This is a genomic window from Pseudooctadecabacter sp. (genome assembly GCF_020627745.1).
Classification (GTDB): Bacteria; Pseudomonadota; Alphaproteobacteria; order Rhodobacterales; family Rhodobacteraceae; genus Octadecabacter.
Genome location: NZ_JAHDGE010000002.1, coordinates 146,841 through 168,940, shown reverse-complemented (window position 1 = coordinate 168,940; position 22,100 = coordinate 146,841). Strand labels below are relative to the sequence as shown.

At 62.0% G+C, this 22,100-nt stretch carries 21 protein-coding genes; 9 read left to right on the top strand and 12 right to left on the bottom strand.

What is annotated here, in order from left to right; translation table 11 throughout:
- Positions 1–7 precede the first annotated feature (7 nt).
- Positions 8–1,873, top strand: coding sequence for an ABC-F family ATP-binding cassette domain-containing protein (locus tag QZ653_RS01845; RefSeq protein WP_296417267.1), 1,866 nt, complete (start codon positions 8–10; stop codon positions 1,871–1,873).
- Positions 1,874–1,969: 96 nt separating this feature from the next.
- Here QZ653_RS01845 and QZ653_RS01840 read toward each other — a convergent pair whose 3' ends face one another.
- Positions 1,970–2,521, bottom strand: coding sequence for a hypothetical protein (locus tag QZ653_RS01840; protein ID WP_296417260.1), 552 nt, complete (start codon positions 2,519–2,521; stop codon positions 1,970–1,972).
- A gap of 116 nt (positions 2,522–2,637) precedes the next feature.
- Here QZ653_RS01840 and QZ653_RS01835 point away from each other — a divergent pair, with 116 nt between their 5' ends.
- On the top strand, positions 2,638–3,267 hold the full coding sequence (locus QZ653_RS01835) for a MarC family protein (RefSeq protein ID WP_296417266.1): 630 nt from the start codon (positions 2,638–2,640) through the stop codon (positions 3,265–3,267).
- 3 nt (positions 3,268–3,270) lie between these two features.
- Here the strand turns inward: QZ653_RS01835 and QZ653_RS01830 are convergent, their stop codons facing one another.
- On the bottom strand, positions 3,271–3,729 hold the full coding sequence (locus tag QZ653_RS01830; RefSeq protein WP_296417259.1) for a DNA polymerase III subunit chi: 459 nt from the start codon (positions 3,727–3,729) through the stop codon (positions 3,271–3,273).
- Positions 3,730–3,736: 7 nt separating this feature from the next.
- Entirely contained in the window at positions 3,737–5,206 is a 1,470-nt protein-coding gene (locus QZ653_RS01825; protein WP_296417258.1) for a leucyl aminopeptidase, read from the bottom strand.
- A 146-nt stretch (positions 5,207–5,352) separates the two neighbouring features.
- Between QZ653_RS01825 and lptF the strand changes: the two genes are divergently transcribed.
- From lptF to rsmA, 6 genes are read left to right on the top strand one after another with little or no spacing between them, the layout of a single operon-like run.
- Positions 5,353–6,489 (top strand): LPS export ABC transporter permease LptF, encoded by a 1,137-nt coding sequence (gene lptF, locus QZ653_RS01820; RefSeq protein ID WP_296417257.1) that lies wholly within the window; start codon positions 5,353–5,355, stop codon positions 6,487–6,489.
- Entirely contained in the window at positions 6,486–7,580 is a 1,095-nt protein-coding gene (gene lptG / locus QZ653_RS01815; RefSeq protein WP_296417256.1) for an LPS export ABC transporter permease LptG, read from the top strand. Before lptF ends, lptG begins: the two co-directional genes overlap by 4 nt.
- A complete protein-coding gene (locus tag QZ653_RS01810) occupies positions 7,580–9,691 on the top strand; it encodes an LPS-assembly protein LptD (RefSeq protein ID WP_296417255.1) in 2,112 nt (703 codons plus the stop codon). The genes lptG and QZ653_RS01810 overlap by 1 nt, the downstream gene beginning before the upstream one ends.
- Positions 9,692–9,707: 16 nt before the next feature.
- Positions 9,708–10,937, top strand: a complete 1,230-nt coding sequence (locus QZ653_RS01805) for a peptidylprolyl isomerase (RefSeq protein WP_296417254.1) — start codon at positions 9,708–9,710, stop codon at positions 10,935–10,937.
- Positions 10,937–11,899 carry a 4-hydroxythreonine-4-phosphate dehydrogenase PdxA gene (gene pdxA / locus QZ653_RS01800; protein WP_296417253.1) on the top strand — a complete coding sequence of 321 codons (963 nt, stop codon included), beginning with the start codon at positions 10,937–10,939 and terminating at the stop codon, positions 11,897–11,899. The genes QZ653_RS01805 and pdxA overlap by 1 nt, the downstream gene beginning before the upstream one ends.
- A 52-nt stretch (positions 11,900–11,951) precedes the next feature.
- On the top strand, positions 11,952–12,794 hold the full coding sequence (gene rsmA, locus QZ653_RS01795) for a 16S rRNA (adenine(1518)-N(6)/adenine(1519)-N(6))-dimethyltransferase RsmA (RefSeq protein ID WP_296417252.1): 843 nt from the start codon (positions 11,952–11,954) through the stop codon (positions 12,792–12,794).
- Positions 12,795–12,837: 43 nt separating this feature from the next.
- On the opposite strand, the gene QZ653_RS01790 is transcribed toward rsmA, so the two are convergent.
- The 7 genes from QZ653_RS01790 to QZ653_RS01760 form a co-directional block, all read right to left on the bottom strand.
- On the bottom strand, positions 12,838–13,368 hold the full coding sequence (locus QZ653_RS01790) for a DUF4167 domain-containing protein (RefSeq protein WP_296417251.1): 531 nt from the start codon (positions 13,366–13,368) through the stop codon (positions 12,838–12,840).
- A 174-nt stretch (positions 13,369–13,542) separates the two neighbouring features.
- On the bottom strand, positions 13,543–14,382 hold the full coding sequence (gene prmC / locus QZ653_RS01785) for a peptide chain release factor N(5)-glutamine methyltransferase (RefSeq protein ID WP_296417250.1): 840 nt from the start codon (positions 14,380–14,382) through the stop codon (positions 13,543–13,545).
- A 59-nt stretch (positions 14,383–14,441) separates the two neighbouring features.
- Entirely contained in the window at positions 14,442–15,497 is a 1,056-nt protein-coding gene (gene prfA, locus QZ653_RS01780; protein WP_296417249.1) for a peptide chain release factor 1, read from the bottom strand.
- 18 nt (positions 15,498–15,515) lie between these two features.
- Entirely contained in the window at positions 15,516–15,971 is a 456-nt protein-coding gene (locus tag QZ653_RS01775) for a DUF1499 domain-containing protein (RefSeq protein ID WP_366933042.1), read from the bottom strand.
- 35 nt (positions 15,972–16,006) lie between these two features.
- On the bottom strand, positions 16,007–16,951 hold the full coding sequence (speB, locus tag QZ653_RS01770; protein ID WP_296417248.1) for an agmatinase: 945 nt from the start codon (positions 16,949–16,951) through the stop codon (positions 16,007–16,009).
- Between the two features lie 3 nt (positions 16,952–16,954).
- The gene (gene speB, locus QZ653_RS01765; protein WP_296417247.1) at positions 16,955–17,914 is read right to left on the bottom strand and encodes an agmatinase; all 960 of its coding nucleotides are present in this window, start codon (positions 17,912–17,914) and stop codon (positions 16,955–16,957) included.
- Positions 17,914–19,095 (bottom strand): M20 aminoacylase family protein, encoded by a 1,182-nt coding sequence (locus tag QZ653_RS01760; RefSeq protein ID WP_296417246.1) that lies wholly within the window; start codon positions 19,093–19,095, stop codon positions 17,914–17,916. Before QZ653_RS01760 ends, speB (QZ653_RS01765) begins: the two co-directional genes overlap by 1 nt.
- Before the next feature lie 64 nt (positions 19,096–19,159).
- Here QZ653_RS01760 and mazG point away from each other — a divergent pair, with 64 nt between their 5' ends.
- The gene (gene mazG / locus QZ653_RS01755; protein WP_296417245.1) at positions 19,160–19,987 is read left to right on the top strand and encodes a nucleoside triphosphate pyrophosphohydrolase; all 828 of its coding nucleotides are present in this window, start codon (positions 19,160–19,162) and stop codon (positions 19,985–19,987) included.
- Between the two features lie 7 nt (positions 19,988–19,994).
- Here the strand turns inward: mazG and merF are convergent, their stop codons facing one another.
- Positions 19,995–20,201, bottom strand: a complete 207-nt coding sequence (merF, locus tag QZ653_RS01750; RefSeq protein WP_296417244.1) for a mercury resistance system transport protein MerF — start codon at positions 20,199–20,201, stop codon at positions 19,995–19,997.
- A 19-nt stretch (positions 20,202–20,220) separates the two neighbouring features.
- Positions 20,221–22,026: an ABC-F family ATP-binding cassette domain-containing protein gene (locus QZ653_RS01745; protein WP_296417243.1), complete on the bottom strand. Its 1,806-nt coding sequence runs from the start codon at positions 22,024–22,026 to the stop codon at positions 20,221–20,223.
- Between the last annotated feature and the right edge of the window lie 74 nt (positions 22,027–22,100).

Sequence of the window (22,100 nt, the reverse complement as noted above, 5' to 3'; positions counted from 1 at the left end):
CCCCCCCATGTTACGCATTTCAGACATCACCTATTCCGTCGAAGGCCGCACCTTGCTGGAGAACACCTCTGTCGTGATCCCCGCAGGCCATAAAGTGGGCCTTGTGGGCCGCAACGGCACCGGCAAAACGACGCTCTTTCGCATCATCCGTGGCGAAATGGTGCTGGACACCGGTGATATCTCCCTCCCCAAAGGCTGGAAGATCGGCGGCGTGTCCCAAGAGGTTCCGGGCAACGACGTGTCCCTGATCGACACGGTACTGGCCGCAGACGTGGAACGCGTGAACCTGCTGGCCGAGGCTGAAACCGCGACTGACCCTGCGCGCATTGCCGACATCCAGACCCGTCTGGCCGATATCGACGCCTGGTCGGCGGAGGCGCGGGCGTCTTCGATCCTCAAGGGTCTGGGGTTTACGGCGGACGAACAGTTGCAGCCCTGCTCAGCCTTTTCGGGCGGTTGGCGCATGCGCGTGGCCTTGGCCGCTGTGCTGTTTTCTGAGCCGGATTTGCTGCTGCTGGACGAGCCGACAAACTACCTCGACCTTGAAGGCGCACTTTGGCTTGAGGCGTATCTGGTCAAATATCCACACACCGTCCTGATCGTCAGCCACGACCGCGAATTGCTGAACCGGTCCGTGGGCGGCATCCTGCACCTCGAAGACAAAACGCTGACCTATTACACCGGCAACTACGATTTCTTCGTCAAACAACGGGCGGAAAAACGGGCGTTGCTGTCGGCTGCCGCCAAGAAACAGGACGCCAAGCGCGCTCATTTGGAAGCGTTCGTCAACCGCTTCAAAGCCAAGGCATCAAAGGCCAAACAGGCCCAGTCCCGCGTCAAAATGCTGGAGAAAATGGAAACCATCCGCGCGCCCGAAGACGCAGCACGCACGGTGTTTACCTTCCCCAAGCCAGAAGAACTCAGCCCGCCCATTATCGCGACCGAGGGCGTGTCTGTGGGCTATGGTGAGACGATTGTGCTGGATAAACTGGACCTGCGCATCGACCAGGATGACCGGATCGCGCTTTTGGGCCGCAACGGCGAGGGCAAATCAACACTCTCCAAGCTGTTGTCAGGACGCCTGGAAAAGATGGGCGGCAAATTCGCCTCCTCCTCCAAATTGCGCATCGGGTTTTTCGCCCAACACCAAGTGGATGAATTGCGGGTGGAGGAAACGCCCCTTGACCACCTGTTCCGCGAACGCGGGTCCGAAGGCGGCCCCAAGTTGCGCGCACGGCTGGCAGGGTTCGGCCTTGGCGCGGATCAGGCGGAAACGCCGGTGGGCCGGTTGTCAGGTGGCCAAAAGGCGCGTTTGTCGTTGCTGTTGGCCACTTTGGATGCCCCGCATCTGTTGATCTTGGACGAGCCGACAAACCACCTCGACATCGAAAGCCGCGAAGCGCTGGTCGAGGCGCTGACGCGCTATTCCGGCGCGGTAATTCTTGTGTCACACGACATGCACTTGCTGTCCCTTGTGGCGGACCGGCTGTGGCTGGTCAAAGACGGCCGCGTCAAACCCTATGACGACGATTTGCAGGACTACCGCCGGATGCTTCTGACGCCGGACACGCGCAAACAAGACAAGGCGAAGGCCGCGAAGCCGGCCAAACCCGCGAAGCCCAAACCCACCCGCGACCAGATGCTTGCGATGAAGGCAGAGGTCCGCAAATGCGAAGACCGCGTCAATAAAATCAATGACATGGCTGATAAGCTGAGCAAAAAGTTGGCGGACCCTGCGCTGTATGAAGATACCCGTGTGGGGGAGTTGGAAACATGGAACCGCAAATATGCGGAGGTCCGTGAGGCGCTGGAAAAGGCCGAAAGCCTGTGGATGATCGCCTTGGAACGGCTGGACAAAGCTGAAAAAGGCTGAGCCGCCCTGGCCCTGTTTTCGCCCCATCGCCTTTCTTTCTCGGCCATCTAACAAAATTAGCTAATTTTCTTAGACCGTCGGTCAGGATCCCATTTATCAGTTCATCGGCACGATGGGCGGCGCATCCGCTGGCCGTGCGCACATACCTTGCGGCAACCCGATCACCGCCGCGCCTGATGCATCAAACACCCCGCGCGCGTCTTGCAACATGGACGCAAACCGTGCGCCGGTGCCCTCCAGATGGTCATTCAAGATTCTGACACGGGACGCGAACCAACCGCTGGCTTCCTTGTCCACATTTAAGGCCACAACATCGCTTTGCCCCGGCGCAAGACCTTCAATATCAACGACAATCTTGCGATCCCCATCCAGAACCGGATGCACGGACAACGGCCCGCTTTCAACCTCAACCGGCATCGGGTCCTTGGTCCCCGCCCCGCCATAGGCCGTGTCGATCAAAATATGACCAGCCGATGTGGCGAAATCCAGCCCCAGCACGTCATAGGCCAAGGCACAGCGCCCCGTGTTGCGAATGTAATTCCGGTCGCGCGGATCGGTATCGCGGATCATCACCGACACTTCTGCGTTTTGCGACAACGCCGCGGCCGGACTTGTGGTCGTTGCAAGGCAAAGTGCAATCTGACGCATCCGGCTCTCCAATTTGCGCGATAGATCCAGCCTATCGGTCAATCTGTGAAATGCTAAGACTACCGCCGCTGCGATTTGGTGTGGTCTTGTTTCACACACGGCCCTACCAACGGGACATGGACCCGAATTTCCTCATCACCGCCTTTGTCGCCCTTTTTGTGGTCATTGACCCCATTGGACTGGCCCCGTTGTTCGTGGCCCTGACCGCCGGCATGTCGCCGCAGAAACGCCGCCAGATCGCCGTGCGCGCCACTGTTGTTGCGGTGGGCATCTTGCTGGTGTTTTCGGTTTTCGGCGATGACATCCTGACATTCATCGGCATTTCCATGCCCGCCTTCCGGATCGCGGGGGGCATCCTGTTGTTCCTGACGGCCCTTGATATGCTGTTCGAACGGCGGACCAAACGACGCAATGATCAGGCGGCGGAAGAGGACGAGGACGATCCGGATGATGACCCGTCCGTCTTTCCGCTTGCCATTCCCCTGATCGCGGGGCCCGGAGCTATTGCGACTGTCATCCTTCTGGTCGGCCAAACCGACGACGCGGCGGGCTATGCGGCCATCATGGCGGTTTTGGCGGCGGTGCTGGCGCTGGTCTTTGTCATGTTCCTTATCGCGGGACAGCTGGAACGGCTGTTGGGGCGCACGGGCATCACGGTCGTGACGCGGCTGTTGGGGATGCTCTTGGCGGCGCTCTCGGTGCAGTTCGTCCTTGATGGCCTCAAGGGGTTCGGTCTGGGCGGCTAAACCTTACCGCTCTGCCTTCTTTTCCCAGCGCCCGCTTTCCTGCGACCAGTATTGCGCGGAACACCCCGCATCTGTCAGGGTTTTCCACTGCACCCGCGCCTGTGCGACGGCGTCTCCATTGTGACCGTCAAAGAGGATACACACCCTCTCGGCCTCCGTCACCTCACCGGGGGCCACATCCGCACCCTGAACCGCCATCACGCATGTGGGCGCGTTGGGCGCGGTCTCTCCGGTGGTGAGCAATATCGGCTGGTCCGCATCATGATCGCCCCCCACCAAGCCGTGGGGCAAAAACCCCTCCGGCGGGCCGGACCAAAGGGCGTGGTCCAGCCGTTCCATGGCCCCGCGATCGGCGCCGCGCACCTCGATCACCCAACCGGCTGCACGGGATTTCTCCAGCAGCATGGGCAGCGTCTGTTCAACGCTTGCCGTGGTCAGGTGATAGAAATAGGCAGCCCCCATCGGATGTTCACTCCGCCTCGTAAGTATCTGCAATCAAACGGTTCAATGCCATGACACCCCAACCTGTGGCCCCCGCAGGCGCCAGGGCGGTTTCGGCTTTGACCGATGCCACACCCGCGATGTCCAGATGGATCCACGGCATGTCATCCTTGATGAAGCGTTGCAGGAATTGCGCCGCCGTGATCGACCCCGCATCGCGTCCGCCCACGTTTTTCATATCCGCAATGCGCGACTTCAGCTTGGCATCGTAAGCGGCCCCCATGGGCATCCGCCACGCGCCCTCACCTTCGGCCCCTGCAGCCTTCAGGAAACGGTTGCACAACTGGTCGTCGTTGGAAAACACACCGGCGTTTTCATGACCCAGACCGATGATGATTGCCCCTGTCAGCGTCGCCAGATTGATCACGCCCGTGGGCTTGAACCTTTCCTGCGCGTACCACAACACGTCAGCCAGCACCAAACGGCCTTCGGCGTCGGTGTTGATGACCTCAATCGTGTCGCCCTTCATGGATGTCACCACATCGCCGGGGCGTGTGGCGCGGTCGCTGGGCATGTTTTCCACCAAGCCCACAAGGCCCACCACATTGGCCTTCGCTTTGCGCAGCGCCAGCGTTTTCATCACGCCCGACACCACGCCCGCGCCGCCCATGTCCATGGTCATGTCTTCCATGCCGCCTGCGGGCTTCAACGAAATGCCGCCCGTGTCGAACACCACGCCCTTGCCGACCAGCGCAAACGGCGCCTCATCGCCGCCGCCGTTCCATTGCATCACGACCACTTTGGACGGTGAGGCCGACCCAAGGCCCACACACAACAGCGACCCCATGCCAAGCTCTTCGAGCGCGTCTTCCTCCAAGACCTCAACGGTCAGGCCGATGCTCTCCATCTCGGCCAGGCGGTTGGCAAATTCCGTAGTGGTCAGCACATTGGCCGGTTCGTTCGTCAAATCCCGTGTAAAAACAACGCCTTGCGCTATAGCCATCATGACATCCGTGGCGGCCTGAACCTCCTCCACCTGCGTGACCATCACATCAATCGCGCCCTGTGCGTCCTGATCGCCCGTCTTATGCGGCGTGAACGTATAGCCGCGCAACGCACAGCCATAGGCCACATCCGCCATGCGCCCGATCGACCCGCCCAGGATTAAGGCGTCGTCGGTCCCTCGCGCCTTCGCCACCGAGGCGCCCGCCTTGCGCGCAACCTCCGCTGACGGGCGGCGGCCCATCTTTACAACCACAATTTTGGTCGCGGCCACCCCCACCGGATAGGACATCGGCAGCGCGTCGCCCTCCTTGGCCTTCTCGAACGCTTCACTTTCGATCAGCCGTGCCAGCGACTTTTTCGTCAATGAATTGACCTTGCGCGCGCCCTGATCAAGTTTGCCGTCGGGCGTGGCAAAGACAACGATCACGCCCGCGCGCGCGGCCAGATCGGACAGATCATTTTCAAGGATGGACACAGCAGGCAGATCGGTCATTGGACACCTCAGACGTTGACGGAATTTCGCATTGGGCAATAGCTAGCCTGCCCCCCACCGGTTGACCAGACAGCACTTGGGTCCGCCTGCCAAATGCGCTAGCAATGGGCCATGTTCGGGGCGTCAAGTTAAGGGGGGATGCACCAGTGGCGCGATTTGACCGCTATATGCTGTCGCAGCTCCTTGTTTTGTTCGGGTTCTTCTCGCTAATTCTGGTGTTGATCTACTGGATCAACCGGGCCGTGCGGCTGTTTGACCAGCTGATTGCGGACGGCCAGTCGGCTTGGGTTTTTCTGGAACTGACGTCGCTGTCGCTGCCGTCGATCATTCGTGTTGTGCTGCCGTTGTCGGCCTTTGTGGCCACGGTTTATGTCACCAACCGGATGAGCCAGGAATCAGAACTGACGGTGGTACAGGCCACGGGCTATTCTCCCCTGCGTCTTGCCCGCCCCGTTCTCTATTTCAGCGCGATCGTGGCGCTTCTGATGTCGGCGCTGACCCATATCCTTGTGCCCCTGTCCACCACGCAACTGGTTGAACGTCAGTCCGAAATTTCCCAAAACCTGACGTCACGGCTGCTGACGCCGGGCACCTTTATCACGCCCTCCGACGACGTGACCTTCTATATCCGCGACATCACGCCCCAAGGCGAAATGCTCGACCTGTTCATTTCCGAAGGGTCCGACCCTGCCCGCCGTGTGACCTATACCGCCGCGCGCGCCTATCTGATCCGCACCGACAATGGCCCGCAACTGGTCATGGTGGACGGTCTGACCCAGACGCTCGATCTTGAAACCAACCGTCTGGCCACCACGGGGTTTGAGGATTTCGCCTATGACGTAAGCGAACTGATCGGCGCGGAAGAAACACGCCGTCGCGCCCCGTCCGGGCTATGGACATGGGAATTGCTGTCCCCCTCGCCCGCGGTTCTGGAAGAAACCGGTGCCAGCGCCGACGCGCTGTGGCTGCGCGGACATGACCGCCTGGCCGAGGTCGCCCTGGGTTTCGTGGCGGGACTGGTCGGGTTTGCAGCCCTTGTGGCCGGCGGGTTCAGCCGCTTTGGCCTGTGGCGCAGCATCGCATTGGCCGTGGGGTTGGTCGTTCTGCTGAAAATACTGGAAAGCACGGGCGCAAGCATCGCGCGTGGCAATCCGCGCCTGCTGTGGCCCTTCACCTATCTGGCCGGATTCGGCGGCCTTCTGATCACGGCCCTTCTTCTCCATATCGCCGCGCGCCCGTACTTTTTCAAACGCAAACCCCGCACACTGGCGGAGGCATCATGATCCTGCACCGCTATTTCGCCCGCCGGTTCGCTGTTACCTTCCTGTCCGTTCTGGGCGGGTTCCTGCTGTTGATGCTGCTTATTGATCTGGTCGAACAGCTGCGCCGGTTCGGGGGCGACGCGGGCTTTGCCGAAGTCCTCCAGCTTAGCCTTCTGAACCTGCCGGACGGATTGTACGGGATTTTGCCGCTGATCATGGTGCTGGCGACGATAGCGATGTTTCTGGGCCTCGCGCGGTCCTCTGAAATGGTGGTGACACGCGCGGCGGGCCGTTCGGCCCTGCGCGCCCTTGTGGCCCCGATCATCGTGACCTTGCTGATCGGCGCTGTGGCGGTTGCGGTGTTCAACCCGCTGGTGGCTGCCACCTCCAAGGAATTCGAGGCCCGTGAAACGGCCCTTCGCGCGGGCAATCCTTCGGTTCTGGCGGTCTCTTCGGGCGGGCTGTGGCTGCGACAGGGCAGCGACACCAGCCAGACTGTGATCCGCGCGTCGAAATCGAACCTCGACGGCACCGAACTTCTCGATGTCACCTTTCTGACCTTCACCCCCGAAGGCGGCCCCACCCGCCGGATCGAGGCGACCTCCGCCACCTTGTCCCCGGGGGCATGGACCCTGACCGATGCCAAGGTCTGGCCGCTGGATCGCACCCGCGTGGCCGAACAATGGGCGACCACCCACGCGGAATTGCGGGTCCCGTCCACCCTGACAGCAGACCAGATCCGCGACAGTTTCGGCACACCGTCCTCCATTCCCATCTGGGAACTGCCCGCTTTTATCGACCGGCTTGAGGTTGCAGGTTTTTCGGCCACCCGCCATGCGGTCTGGCTGCAAATGGAACTGGCGCTGCCTGCCTTCTTGCTGGCGATGGTGCTGATCGGCGCAGGGTTCACCATGCGCCACCAGCGGGGCGGTCGTACGGGCGTTATGGTGCTGACGGCGGTCTTGTTGTGCTTTGCGCTGTTTTTCCTGCGCAACTTTGCGCAAATTCTGGGTGAAAACGGCCAGATCAACCCGATCCTTGCGGCCTGGGCGCCGCCTCTGGCTGCCATCGGTGCCGCGATGGGCCTGCTTTTGCATCTGGAGGACGGCTGATGCGGCATCTTCTGGCGCTGGTCCTTTTGTGCCTTCCGGCCCTTGCACAGGCGCAATCCGCCGCAAGCCTTGTGGCCGACAGCATCACCATCCCCGCAGGGGGCCGGACCCTTGTGGCCGAAGGCAACGTCGAGGTGTTCTTTGACGGCACCCGCCTGTCTGCACGGCGCATTACCTTTGATCAGACCGCCGACCGGCTGATCATCGACGGGCCCATCTTTATCGCTGCCCCCGATGGCACGATCTTTACCGCAGATCAGGCGTCCCTTGATCCGCAACTTGAAAACGGCATCCTGCGCGGCGCGCGCCTTGTGCTGGATGAACAGTTGCAACTGGCCGCCAACCAGATCGACCGTGTGGGCGGGCGGTATACCCAGCTTTATCAGGTCGCTGCCACGTCCTGCCACATCTGCGCCACAGGCCAGACACCCCTGTGGGAAATCCGTGCCCGCAGGGTGATCCATGACGAAGACGAACGTCAGCTGTACTTCGACGATGCGTCCTTCCGCGTCGCCGGCGTGCCGATCTTCTACATTCCCCGGATGCGCCTGCCTGATCCGACCCTGACCCGCGCCACCGGCCTTTTGATCCCGCGCATCGCCTCGACCGACAATCTGGGCACGGGCATCAAACTGCCCTATTTCATCCGTCTGGGCGACAGCCGCGACCTGACCCTGACGCCTTATCTGTCCACGTCCACCACCACGCTTGAGGCAGAATACAGACAGGCATTCCTGCGCGGCGATCTCGAAATCGAGGGTGCGGTGACCCGCGATGATCTGACCGACGACATGCGCGCCTACCTTTTTGCCGACGGCATCTTCGATCTGGGGCTGGACACCGTTCTGCGCTTTGACGTGGAATACGCCTCCGACGACGATTACCTTCTCGAATACGGGTATTCGGACAAGGATCGCCTCGACAGTGAAATTTCCGTCGAACGCATCCGCGACCGCGATATGTTTCGTGGCGCGCTGACCTATTTCTCGTCACTTCGGGACACCGAAAGCTCTGAAACCCTGCCCCCCCTGCTGGCCGATGCGCAATGGGAACGGCGGGTGACGCCGCGCTGGGGTGGCACACTGACATTCACCTCGGACCTGCAGGCCCATTACCGCGAAACCACCCAAGCCGCGACCGCAACCGACCTGAACGGGCGCGACGTGGCGCGGCTGGGCTTCGGGACAGCCTACAGGGTGGATACCGTGACGGCCTACGGGCTGGTCGCAGAAGGCAGCCTCGGCTTTGATGTGGATTATTACAATGTGGCCGATGACACTTTGACCGGCGACAGCCTGCGCACAACGGGGTTCGTGCAATCAACCTTGCGCTATCCGATGATCCGGCGCGGCCCTGCAGCGACCCATATCCTCGAACCTGCCGTGCATGTGGCATGGTCCGCCGTCACGGGCGATCCGGTGCGCAACGAAGACAGCACCGCCACCGAATTCGATCAGGCCAACCTTCTGGCCCTGTCGCGCTTTTCGGGCGAGGATGCGGTGGAAACCGGCCTGCGCGGCGCCTTGGGTCTGACGTGGACCCGCATGGGGGCGGGCGGCTGGGACAGCACCGTCACCGTTGGCCGCGTCTTCCGTGAAGATACGGACCGCGACTTTTCCCTGACCTCGGGGCTGGGCACGACGGCATCGGACTGGCTTATTGCGGGACAAATCACGACCCCCGCGGGACTGGCCGTCAACAGCCGCCTTATTCTGGACGACGATCTGGATGTGACCAAATCCGAAACCCGCGCCGGATGGTCGGGGGGCAAACTGGACCTTGCGGCCAGCTATATCTTCCTGCCTGCTGATCCTTTCGAAAGTCGCGATGCGAAAGTGTCCGAATGGACGATTGACGCCGATTACCGGTTCGATTCCACATGGTCGGCTGGCATCAACGCGCGTTATGACGTGATCTCCAATTCGCCAAGCCGGACCGGACTTGATATCGGCTGGCAAAACGAATGTGTAAATGTCGATTTTTCAGTGTCGCGCCGCTTTACAACTTCCACTACACTTTCCCCAAGCACGGATTTCGGGCTGTCGATCGAGCTTGCAGGCTTCAGCGCCGGACGCAGCACAGACGCCCCGACCCACAGGTGCACGCAATAAAGATCGAGTTGACCAGATGACACACACCCCACGGACCCCCCTGCGCGCCCTTGTCTGGGCCATCGCGGCCTCAACCGCACTGTTGCTGCCCTGTGCCGCAACCGCCCAGTTCGGCCCCGCCATCACGGTGAATGACGACGTCATCAGCGAATTCGAGGTCAGCCAGCGGGTCATCATGCTGCGGGCCTTCCGCACCCCCGGCAACCTTGAAGACCTCGCGCGTGAACAGCTGATCGAGGACCGCCTCAAACTGGCCGCCCTGCGCCGCGCGGGTCTGAACATCACCGACGAAGGTCTGCGCACGGCTATGGCCGAATTCGCAGGTCGCGCCAATCTGGAACTGGACCAGTTTATCACCCTGCTGGGTCAGCAAGGGGTGTCCGAAGAAACCTTCCGCGACTTCGTACTGGTCAACGTCAGCTGGCGCGATTTCATCCGCTCGCGGTTTGCCGACCGCGCGCAGGTGTCCGAGGCCGAGATTGATCAGGCGCTGGGGCAATCCGATGCCTCCTCTGGGATCGAAGTGCTGCTGAGCGAGATTATCATTCCCGCCCCGCCCCCACGGGCCCAACAGGCGATTGCCACTGCCGAACGCATCAGCCGCCTGACATCCACAGCGGCGTTTGAGGCCGAAGCGCGCCGCGTCTCTGCCCTGCCGTCGCGCAGCCGCGGCGGGCGTCTGGACTGGTTGCCGATCACCAATTATCCCGCCGGTCTGCGGGGCCTCTTGCTGGACCTGTCCCCGGGTGAGGTGACGGCGCCCATCCCCATCACCAACGGCGTGGCCCTGTTCCAGATGCGCGGCGTGCGCGAAGTGCCCCGTGCCGCCGCCGAACCGGCTGCGATTGAATATGCAGCCCTGTATATCAACGGGGGTCTGACCGATCAGGGACTGCGCGAAGCGGCCCGCGTGGATGCGAATGTGGACACTTGCGACGACCTTTACGGCATTGCGCGCAACCTGCCGCCCGAACAGCTGGAACGGGACGTTCTGCCCCCCTCCGATATCCCGCAGGATGTGGCGATTGAACTTGCCAAGCTTGACCCCGGTGAGACGTCCTATGTGCTGACCCGTGCGGATGGCCAGACGCTGGTGTTCCTGATGCTGTGCGGGCGCACGCCTGCCTTGGGTGAAGGTCAGGACCGCGACGCGATCCGCAACCAGTTGCGGTCCCAACGGCTCAGCACCTTTGCGGACGCGCTGCTGGCGGATCTGCGCGCGGCTGCCCAGATCACCTATAACTGATGCAACCCATCGCCATCTCCTGCGGGGAACCTGCAGGCATCGGACCCGAAATTGCAGTGGCCGCATGGGCCGCGTGTCGTGGGGAATTCCCCATGGTCTGGCTGGGCGATCCGTCCCACCTGCCCGGGGGGACGCCATGGCAAGCGGTCCCGACCGCCGCTGACGCGGCAACCGCGACCGATTTTCCGGTGCTGGCGCGCGATTTCGGCGCGCCACGGGTGGCGGGCCAGCCCAATGCGGCCCATGCCCAAGGTGTGATTGATGCCATCGCCGATGGCGTGTCGCTGGTGCAATCGGGCGCATGTTCGGCGCTTTGCACCGCCCCCATTCACAAAGAGGCGCTGATCGACGGGGCAGGCTTTGCCTATCCCGGTCACACCGAATATTTGGCTGCTTTGGCCGGGCGCGACAGTGTGGTGATGATGCTGGCCTGTGACATGTTGCGGGTGGTGCCTGCCACGATCCACATCCCGTTGGCCGATGTACCGGATCAACTGTCGGCGGCCACTTTGACGGATACGATCCTGATCACCCATGCGGCCCTGATCCGCGACTTCGGCATCGCCAAACCGCGCCTTGCTGTTGCTGGGCTGAACCCCCATGCAGGCGAAGGCGGCAAGATGGGGCGCGAAGAGATTGAGCTGATCACCCCCACCTTGGATGCCTTGCGCGCCGAAGGTCTGGACATCACAGGCCCCCTGTCCGCCGACACGATGTTTCACGCAGGCGCCCGCGCGCACTATGATGCGGCGATCTGCATGTACCACGACCAGGCCCTGATCCCGATCAAGACACTTGATTTTTCGGGCGGCGTGAATGTGACGTTGGGCCTGCCGTTTGTGCGGACCTCTCCCGATCATGGCACCGCCTTTGACATCGCGGGCACCGGTCAGGCCGATGCCACGTCCATGGTGGCTGCCCTGCGCATGGCCGCCCAAATGGCCACGGCGCGCGCGACGTGAGGTTGGATGCCTCCGGCGGGAGTATTTGGGGCAAAACGAAACGAGGACGCCCATGAGCATCGACACCCTTCCCCCCCTGCGGCAAGTAATCGACACCCATGGGCTGGCGGCGAAAAAGTCGCTGGGCCAGAACTTTCTGCTGGATCTGAACCTGACCGCCAAGATTGCGCGGCTGTCGGGCGACAACTCCGGCCATGACGTGCTGGAAATCGGCCCCGGCCCCGGTGGGCTGACCCGCGGATTGCTGGCCGAAGGCGCGCGGCGGGTTGTGGCGATTGAAAAGGACGCGCGCTGTCTGGCCGCACTGGCCGAGGTGGCGGAGGCCTATCCGGGCCGGTTGGAGGTGATGGGCGGTGATGCGCTCGACATCAACCCCCTCGACCATCTGACGCCGCCCATCCGCGTGGCCGCCAACCTGCCCTATAACGTCGGAACGGAGCTGTTGGTGCGCTGGCTGACACCGCCCCAATGGCCGCCCTTTTGGGACAGTCTGACGTTGATGTTTCAACGTGAGGTCGCCCAGCGGATCACGGCGGAACCGGGGTCCAAGGCCTACGGACGGTTGGCCATCCTTGCGCAGTGGCGCGCCGATGCGCGGATCGTGTTGAACCTGCCGCCCGAGGCGTTCTCACCGCCGCCAAAAGTGTCCAGCGCCGTCGTTCATCTGACCGCCCTGCCCGAACCACGCTACCCTGCGGACGCCAAGATGTTGCAGCATGTCACGGCCACGGCTTTCAACCAGCGCCGCAAAATGCTGCGCGCATCGCTCAAAGGGCTGAGCCCCGATATCGAAGCGCATCTGGCTGCCGCTGACATAAAGCCTACGGACCGGGCCGAACAGATTGATCTGGAACGGTTTTGCGCGCTCGCACGGTCGTTGAAGGCGGCACTGTAGCCCCATAAACAAAAAAGGCCCCCGTCACTGGGGGCCTTGAAGCTTACTCAGCCGCTTCGGGGGCAGCGTCGCCCTCAGGCGGCTGATCGGGCCGCGCCTTTGGCTTGCGGGTGCGTTTCTTGCGGGGCTTTTCTTCGGGGGTTTCCACCAATCCGCTGTCTGCATCGGCCGTTTGGGCCGGTTGCTTGTCTTGGGTGTCGGACGGGTTGTCTTGGCCTGCAGCGGCCTCTTCCTGCGCTTTAAGACGGTCGGCGCGTTCGCGGTCGCGTTCGGCCTGACGTTCGCGGTTCTGGGCCTCTTGCTGTTCGCGCTTGGCGTCAATTTCCTTTTGCGCCTCGGCCAGCATCCGCGTGTAGTGTTCGGCGTGCTGGGCGAAGTTTTCCGCGTTCACGCGGTCGCCGGACAGGACCGCATCGCGGTGCAGTTGGTTATACTTCTCGATGATCTGCTGGGGCGTCCCGCGCACCTTCCCTTCGGGGCCGGAGCTGTCAAACACACGGTTGACGATATTGCCGCCAGAGGGACGATTGTTGTTGCGGTTCTTGTTCCGCGAACGGTTCCGAGAAGACTTCATGCAATGGGTTCCAGTTTACGTCTTTGTCGCGGCCCGGTCCCACCTCGTGTGAAACCTGTCAGATGCCTGCGATGTTCTGGCTGCGTCTACAGGGGCCTGCGCCTTAGTGTCGACACGCCTGACTATGCCGCCCCGCCGGTCAATCGCAAGTAGATTCTTCAAATTGGGGGCAATTTATGCAGTTTGTTGCGGGTTTCGGCCGATGACAACACGATCCCGCCCGTCAAGGTCCGTGCGATTCTGGACGTCTGTCAAACCGGCAGCGTCAAACATCTGCAACACGGCCGCCCCTTGGGTCGGTCCGATCTCAACCATCAGCCAGCCGCCTGGCACCAGATGCGCGCGCGCTCCGGCGGTGATGATGCGGTAACATGACAGCCCGTCAGCCTCATCCGTGAGGGCCATGCGCGGCTCATGGGACAGCTCGGGCGCAAGGCCGGACATCTCACCTGCCGCGATATAGGGCGGGTTGGACACGATCAGATCAAAGGTGCCGCCGACGGCGGCGTACCAATCACTGACCTCCAACGCGCAGCGGTCCGCGACGCCCAGAGCCGCTGCGTTTTGTTCGGCCACGCGCAACGCGGCGGGTGACGCATCAACACCAATCCCCGTGGCCCCGCCCCGTTCGGCCAGAAGCGTCAGCAAGATGCAGCCCGATCCGGTGCCCAGATCAAGGACGCTGTCGAATGGCTGCGCCAAAGCGGCCTCGATCAAGGTTTCCGTTTCCGGGCGCGGGTCCAGCACGTCAGGCGTGACCTTGAACCGGTAGGACCAGAAATCGCGGTAGCCCAGCAGGTGTGACATAGGCTGGCCACCTGCCCTGCGTTGAACATCGGCCATAAACACCGCCTCAGCCGCGGCATCCATATCGTCTTGGACGTGCAAGGTCAGCCGCCCCGCCTCTACGCCAAGGCAGGCCGCCATCAACAGCCGCGCATCGCGGGCAGGATCCGGAATATCCGCTTGATTGAGGATCGCTGTTCCTGCCGCAAGGGATTGTTGCACGGTCATTGGGTTAGGATCGACCTTAACGGGGCGCACGATTGAGATGATCCAACGCCAAAGACGGATCACTCCCCCATTTCGGCCAAAGCCGCCGCCTGCGCGTCTTGTATCAATGCATCCATCACCTCATCCAGATCACCCTGCATAATCTGATCCAGTTTGTATAAGGTCAGGTTAATGCGGTGGTCCGTCATGCGGCCTTGGGGGAAATTATAGGTGCGGATGCGTTCGGACCGGTCGCCCGACCCCACCTGCGATGCGCGATCCGCCGACCGTTCATCATGCAGCTTTTGACGCTCCGCATCATAAAGCCGCGTCTTCAGCACCTGCATCGCGATCTCACGGTTACGGTGTTGGGATTTCTCGGAACTGGTGACGACAATGCCGGACGGAATATGGGTGATACGCACCGCAGAATCGGTGGTGTTCACGTGCTGCCCACCCGATCCTGAGGCGCGCATGGTGTCGATGCGGATGTCGCCCGGGTTGATCTGGATATCCACATCCTCCGCCTCTGGCAACACGGCCACAGTCGCGGCAGAGGTGTGGATGCGCCCCCCGCTTTCGGTCTCGGGCACGCGTTGAACACGGTGCACGCCACTTTCATATTTCATCCGCGCAAAGACGTTGTCGCCGGCAATGCGCGCCGTGACCTCTTTGATGCCGCCCAGCTCGCTTTCGCTTTGCTCAAGGATTTCGAACTTCCAACCGCGCGCTTCGGCGTAGCGGGTGTACATGCGCAAAAGGTCACCGGCGAACAAGGCGGCCTCATCCCCGCCGGTGCCCGGGCGAATTTCCAACAGCGCAGGTTTGCCATCGGCGGCATCGCGCGGGATCAGGGCCAGTTTGACGGCCTGTTCAGCCTCAGGCAGACGGGCGCGCAGATCGGGCAGCTCCATCTCGGCGAGTTCTTTCATCTCGGGGTCGGACAACATCGCCTCCGCCCCGTCGATTTCCTCCACCAGATCGCGGTAGCCGCGCACGACCTCAACCACGGGGCGCAATTCGGCGTATTCGCGGCTGACGGCGACGAAATCCTCGCCGCTCAGCCCCTCGCCCATCCGGGCCTCGAGGAACTCGAACCGTTCCGTGATCTGCTGCATTCTGTCGGTGGGTATCATGGGGAACGGTCTACCCGCTTAGCGGCCCGCGTCAAGCGCGGCCAGCCAACCCTCAATGCGCGCGCGGTTCACGCCCAGATCGGCCTTGCCGAACCGCAGCCGCCCGTAGACCTGTAGGGTCGAGGCGGTGCCATCAGGCGACTGCATCAAGGTGACCGTCGTGTAATCAGGAAAGCCCATCAGCCGCGTGCGCGTCACGTAAGTAATCTTGCCGGTCTCGACCGATCCGGCCACCCGTTGTGTTCGCGGCGTGTCGCGAATGATCGCATCCAGCCGCGCCAGCACATCGCGCCCATCGCCGTCCAGCCTGCGTTGTTCGATGAAACTGCCCTCGGCGGGGTATTGGCCGGGTTCCATCATCGGCACATTCGTCTCATGCCACGCTGCACCGTTGAGGGGCGCAAACCGCACATAGGCCATCAGGGCCAGAACCGCAGCCAACAGGCCGAATAGGATATATAAAATATACGTCACTGATGGGGTTCCTTTGATGCTTTCGCCGTGAAGACTTAGCGGTATTTCACACCTGGCAAGATGCTGAGCATTTCAAACATGATATTCGCCCCCACAAGTGCGGTGTTGCCGCTGGGATCATAAGGCGGTGAGACTTCGACCAGATCGCAGCCCACTACATTCAGCCCCCGCAAAGCGCGGATCAGCTGCATGGCCTGCGGCGTGGTCAGCCCGCCGATTTCGGGCGTGCCCGTGCCCGGCGCGAAACTGGGGTCAAGGCTGTCAATGTCGTAGGTGATATAGCAGGGCTGGTCTCCGATACTCTCTACAATCTCTTTTCCCAGCGTATCCAAGGGCTTGTGCCACAGACTTGATGCAAGTCTTTGATTGAAGCCCCAGCCCGCAGCCTCGGTGAAATCCTCCGCCGTGTAGCCTGTGCCACGAAGCCCGATTTGCCAAACTTTTGAGGGGGTTATGATCCCTTCTTCGTAAGCGCGCCGAAAGACGGTGCCGTGGGTTTCACGCTCCCCGAACATCTCGTCGTTCACATCGGCATGGGCGTCCACATGCACCAGCGCCAGAGGCCCGTGTGTCTTGGCCATGGCGCGCAGGATCGGCAAGGTCATCGAATGATCACCGCCCAGCCCCATGGGGATGACAGGATGCTTTAAGATATCCTCGTAAGTCTTTTGAATAATGGACAAACTATCGGCCAGCGAAAACGTATTTACCGCCACATCGCCCAGATCGGCACATTGCAAACTGTCAAAAGGTGCCGCACCGGTCTGGATGTTGTAGGGCCGGATCATCGCGCTTTCCTGACGCAGTTGTTTGGGCCCAAAGCGCGTGCCCGACCGCCATGAGGTGCCGATGTCCATAGGAATACCGATAAACCCCACATCCAGACCTTCGGCGTCCGGCGCATCCGGCAGGCGCATAAAGGTCTGAAGTCCTGCAAAACGGGGCAGATCATTGCCGGATACGGGCTGGTTAAAATCCATGTTTTACCTCTTGTTCCAAAGGTTTAGACAGCACAGTTCAAACGCCACATGCGCGCCCGCGATGGCCGTGGCCCCCGTGGTGTCATAGGGCGGCGAGACTTCGACCACATCGCCGCCCACCATGTTGATCCCCGCCAGATCGCGCAGCATGGCTGCGGCCTGCCAACTGGCCAAACCGCCCCAAACGGGCGTGCCTGTGCCCGGCGCGAAGGCGGGGTCCAGCGCGTCAATATCGAAGGTCACATAGGTCGCGCCGTTGCCCACGATCTCCTTGGTGCGGGCCACGACCCAATCGCTGCCCTTCTCATGGCAGGTGCGCGCATCAAGGTATTCGATCCCCAGATAATCCTCGCATTCCGTGCGAATGCCGATCTGCACCGACCGTGCGGGGTCCACCAGACCCAGTTTGACGGCCTTGTACATGAACGTCCCGTGATCCACGCGGTCCATGTCGTCGTCGGCCCACAGGTCCGAATGGGCATCGAACTGGATAATCCCGAGCGGGCCGTATTTCGCCGCATAGGCCTTGAGGATCGGCAAGGTGATGAAGTGATCTCCACCCAGCGTCACCGTCCCAGGCCCTTGCGCCAGAATCCCCGCGATATGCGCCTCAATCGCTGCGGGCGTGGCCGCGACATTGGCATAGTCAAAGGCCAGATCGCCGTAGTCCGCGATGGCGAAATCCTCAAGCGGGTCAAAGCCCCAGCCGTAGGGCGGATCGTAGGGTTGCAGGCTGCTGGCCTCACGGATGGCACGCGGGCCGAACCGGGTGCCGGGCCGGTTGGTGACCGCCTGATCGAAAGGCACGCCGGTCACAACCAGATCGACCCCCTTCAAATCCTTGGTGTATTTGCGCCGCAGGAAGGACGTGGCACCGCCGAAGGTGTTCTCAAAAGCCGCCCCCTTCAGGTCATTGCGGGTGAAAGCCAGATCAATCTGGCCGCGTGCATCTTCCAACGCCATCAGCTGTCCCCCTTGGTTGGTCCCAGTGGCAACGCGCGCTCTGCGATGCGCGCAAAGAACGACGCGCCATAGGGCGACGTCGCATCGTCAAAATCGTAATTGGGCTGGTGCAAACCCGCCGTATCGCCATTGCCCACAAACAGATAACAGCCTGGACGGTGTTCTAGGAAATAGGCGAAATCCTCTGCGCCCATTTCGGGATGCGCGTCATCGCGGACGATGCCTTCGGCGGCGACTTCGCGGGCCACACCAGCGGCAAATACCGTCTCGTCCGGCGTGTTCACCGTAGGCGGATAGCCCTCCTCATACCGCAGCGTCGCCTCAACGTTGAACGCAGCCGCATGGCCTGCCACGATCTCCTCCATCCGGCGTTTGACCATGGCTTTGACCTGCCGGTCGAAGGTTCGCACGGTGCCGCCCAAATAGGCATCTTCCGAAATTACGTTGTCCGCCGTGCCCGCATGGATCATCGTCACCGACACCACCAGTTCATCAAGCGCGAAGTGGTTACGGCTGACGATGGTGCCCATGGCCTGCGCGATGGCCAGCGCAGGCGGGATCGGGTCGCGGGTCTCATGGGGATAGGCACCGTGGCCGCCCTCCCCCTTGATGTCCACGTGGAAGGTATCGACCGAGGCCATGATCGGCCCCGGCGTGGTGTAGAACTGCCCCACAGGGGTGCCGGGGGCGTTGTGCAACGCATAGACCTCGCGGATGCCGAATTGGTCGAGAACGCCTTCCTCCACCATCAGCTCCGCCCCTCCGCCGGTTTCCTCAGCCGGTTGAAAGATCAGCACCACGCGGCCTGCGAAATTGCGCGTCTCCGCCAGATATTTCGCAGCCCCCAGCAACATCGTTGTGTGTCCGTCGTGGCCACAAGCATGCATCTTTCCGGGTCGGGTTGAGGCCCAGTCGGCCCCCGTCGTCTCGGCAATCGGCAGCGCATCCATATCCGCACGCAGGCCGATGGTGGGCCCGTCTTCCTGCCCGTCGATCACCGCGATGACGCCGGAAATGGCCACACCTTCGTGAATGTCGTCAATCCCGAACTCCCGCAGTCGTTCAACCACATAGGCAGCCGTTTCATGGCATTGCTGGCCCAATTCAGGGTGCTGATGCAGGTGCCTGCGCCAGGCCGTCATCTCGTCGGCATAGCTGGCAATTCGGTTAATCACGGGCATCGGCTGGACCTCTGTGGCGGGGGTGGATAGCGTCACTGTGACACCAACGGGGATGCGCCACAATATGTCCGATGACTTGATCCACGCCACGCAAGACGACCAGCAAATGGACCGCCTTTTGGCGATCATGGCGGCCCTGCGCGACCCCGACACCGGCTGCCCGTGGGATGTGGAACAGACCTTTGCGACCATCGCCCCCTACACGATTGAAGAGGCCTACGAGGTCGCCGATGCCATCGACCGTGGCGATATGGATGATCTGCGTGGCGAATTGGGCGATCTGCTGTTTCAATCCGTGTTCCACGCGCAAATGGCCAAGGACGCGGGGCATTTCACCTTTGCGGACGTGGCGCGCACCATGTCGGACAAAATGGTCGCCCGTCACCCCCATGTCTTCGGGGACGAAAGCAATGCCAAAACGCCCGATCAGCAATCCGCCGATTGGGAAAAGATCAAAGCCGCCGAACGCGCCCAGCGCGCCGAAACCCGCACGCTTGACGGTGTGGCCGTGGGCCTGCCTGCCCTGCTGCGCGCGCTGAAATTGCAAAAACGGGCCGCGCGGGTGGGGTTTGACTGGCCGGACGTGGGCCATGTGATCGACAAAATCGCCGAAGAAGCCGCCGAGGTGGTTGAGGCTCGCGATATCCTGAACCAAGACGCCCTGACCGAAGAGGTGGGCGATCTGCTGTTCGTCATGGCCAATCTGGCACGGCACCTGAACGTCGATCCCGAAGACGCCCTGCGCCGCGCCAACGCCAAATTCCAACGCCGGTTCGAAGGCGTCGAAGACGCATTGGCCGCCCGAGGCAAAACCCCTGCGGACAGTGACCTGACTGAAATGGACGCCCTATGGGATGAGGTGAAGGTGGCCGAGAAGGCCCGCGCTGACTGACGGATCGTCAACCTCGCGTCTTTCCGCGCCAGACCCCGTAGGCCGCCAAGGCCACGAACCCCGCCAGAAGCGGCAACAAAACCGCGTCGGTATAGACCACGGCCAAAACTCCGGTCAGGCCAAGCCCCCCGAGAACAACCGGCAAAACAGGCGTAAAGCAACACAGCGCCATAAAGGCCGCCCCGATCAGACCTGTCCAAGTCAGTTTTGACATGTCTTCCCCCTTCGAAGCCCTAGCCCGCCTTGTCTTCCAGTATCAGCCATTCTTCTTCGGCCTGCGCCAGTTTGCCCTGCCGTTCGAGCAAAGCATCGGTCGCTTTCTGGAATTTCACCGGCTCCCGCGTGAACAACTCCGGATCGGCCATCAGACCCTCAAGCTTGGCGATCTCCGCCTCCAGCCGTTCAATGACGGCGGGCAGTTCGGCCAACCGGTGCTTTTCGGTAAAGCTGAGACCTTCGGATTTCTGCGCGGGGGCCGCCTTTTCCGCCTTGGGTTTGGGCGCATCGGCCTTGACGGGCGTTGGCATGTCCTCGGCCCGTTGGGCCTGATAATCGGACCAGCCGCCTGCATAGGTCACAGCCTTTCCGCCGCCCTCCATAGCAATGGTCGTGGTGGCCACGCGGTCGATGAAATCACGGTCGTGGCTGACCAGCATCACCGTGCCGGGGTAGTCGCCCAGCAGGTCCTGCAACAGATCAAGTGTTTCGATATCCAGATCGTTTGTCGGTTCGTCCAGGATCAGGACATTGGATTCCCGCGCCATAAGCCGCGCCAACAACAGCCGCGCCTTTTCGCCCCCCGACAGCGACCGCACCGGGGCGCGGACCTGACGTTCGTCGAACAGAAATTCCTTAAGATAGCCCACCACATGCTTGGGCTGGCCGCGCACCATGATCTGGTCGGCCTTGCCGCTGACGGCCATGCTGGGGTCTGTCGTCAGATTGTCCCACAGGGTGGTCTCAGGGTTCAGCTGCGCGCGCGCCTGATCGAAGACGGCAATGTCCAGATTGGTGCCGTGTTTGACCGATCCCGCGTCGGGCGACACCTCGCCCAGCAGCATCTTGATCAGGGTCGTTTTACCGACGCCATTGGGGCCGACAAAGGCCACCCGGTCGCCGCGCTGCACGGTCAGATCAAAGCCGCGCACGATGGTTTTGTCGTCGAATGCTTTGGTCAGGCCGAACGCCTCAATCACCTTCTTGCCGGAACTTTGCCCCGCCTCAAACGCCATGGCCGCAGTGCCCTGCCGTTTGATCTGCCCCGCCCGTTCAGCGCGCAAATCCTGCAAGGCCCGCACACGGCCCTGATTGCGTTTACGGCGCGCGGAAATCCCTTCGACGGCCCAGCGCGCCTCCGCCTTGATCTTACGGTTCAGCTTGTGGCGCTGCATGTCTTCGTCGTCCCACGTCTTGTCGCGCCACGCCTCGAAATGTTCAAATCCCTTCTCCTGCCGCCGCACCGCACCGCGATCAATCCACAGCGTCGCACGGGTCAGCGCGTTCAAAAACGCCCGGTCGTGTGAGATCAGAACAAAACCCGCTTTGGTCTGGCCCAGCTCGCGTTCCAGCCAGCGGATCGCTTCGATATCCAGATGGTTGGTCGGCTCATCCAGCAGCATCAGCCCCGGCGCTTCGGCCATAAGTTTCGCCAGCGCCGCACGCCGCCGTTCCCCGCCCGAGGCCACGGACACGTCGCGCGCGGGGTCGAATTTCAGCCCCTCGGCCACAGCATCCACGCGCCACGCCTCGCTGATGTCCAACCCCGAGGCCGCATAATCGCCCAAGGTCGCGCAACCTTCCATCGTGGGGTCCTGCTCCATATACCCCACGCTCAATCCCGGTGCGGCCACGACGCTGCCTTTGTCCGGTTCAACCAAGCCTGCCATGACCTTCAACAAGGTCGACTTGCCCGACCCGTTGCGCCCCACCAGCGCCACCCGGTCGCCCGGTTGGACCACCAGCGACAGGTCGTCGAATACGGGCTCCCCCCCGAAGGTCAGGGAAATCTCGGATGCTTGTAACAAAGGTGCGCGTGCCATGGGTGTCAGCTAGCCCCGCGATCTGGGCACTTCAACCGCAAAAGGGCGACGGCTCCCCTTCATCTTGGCCAAAA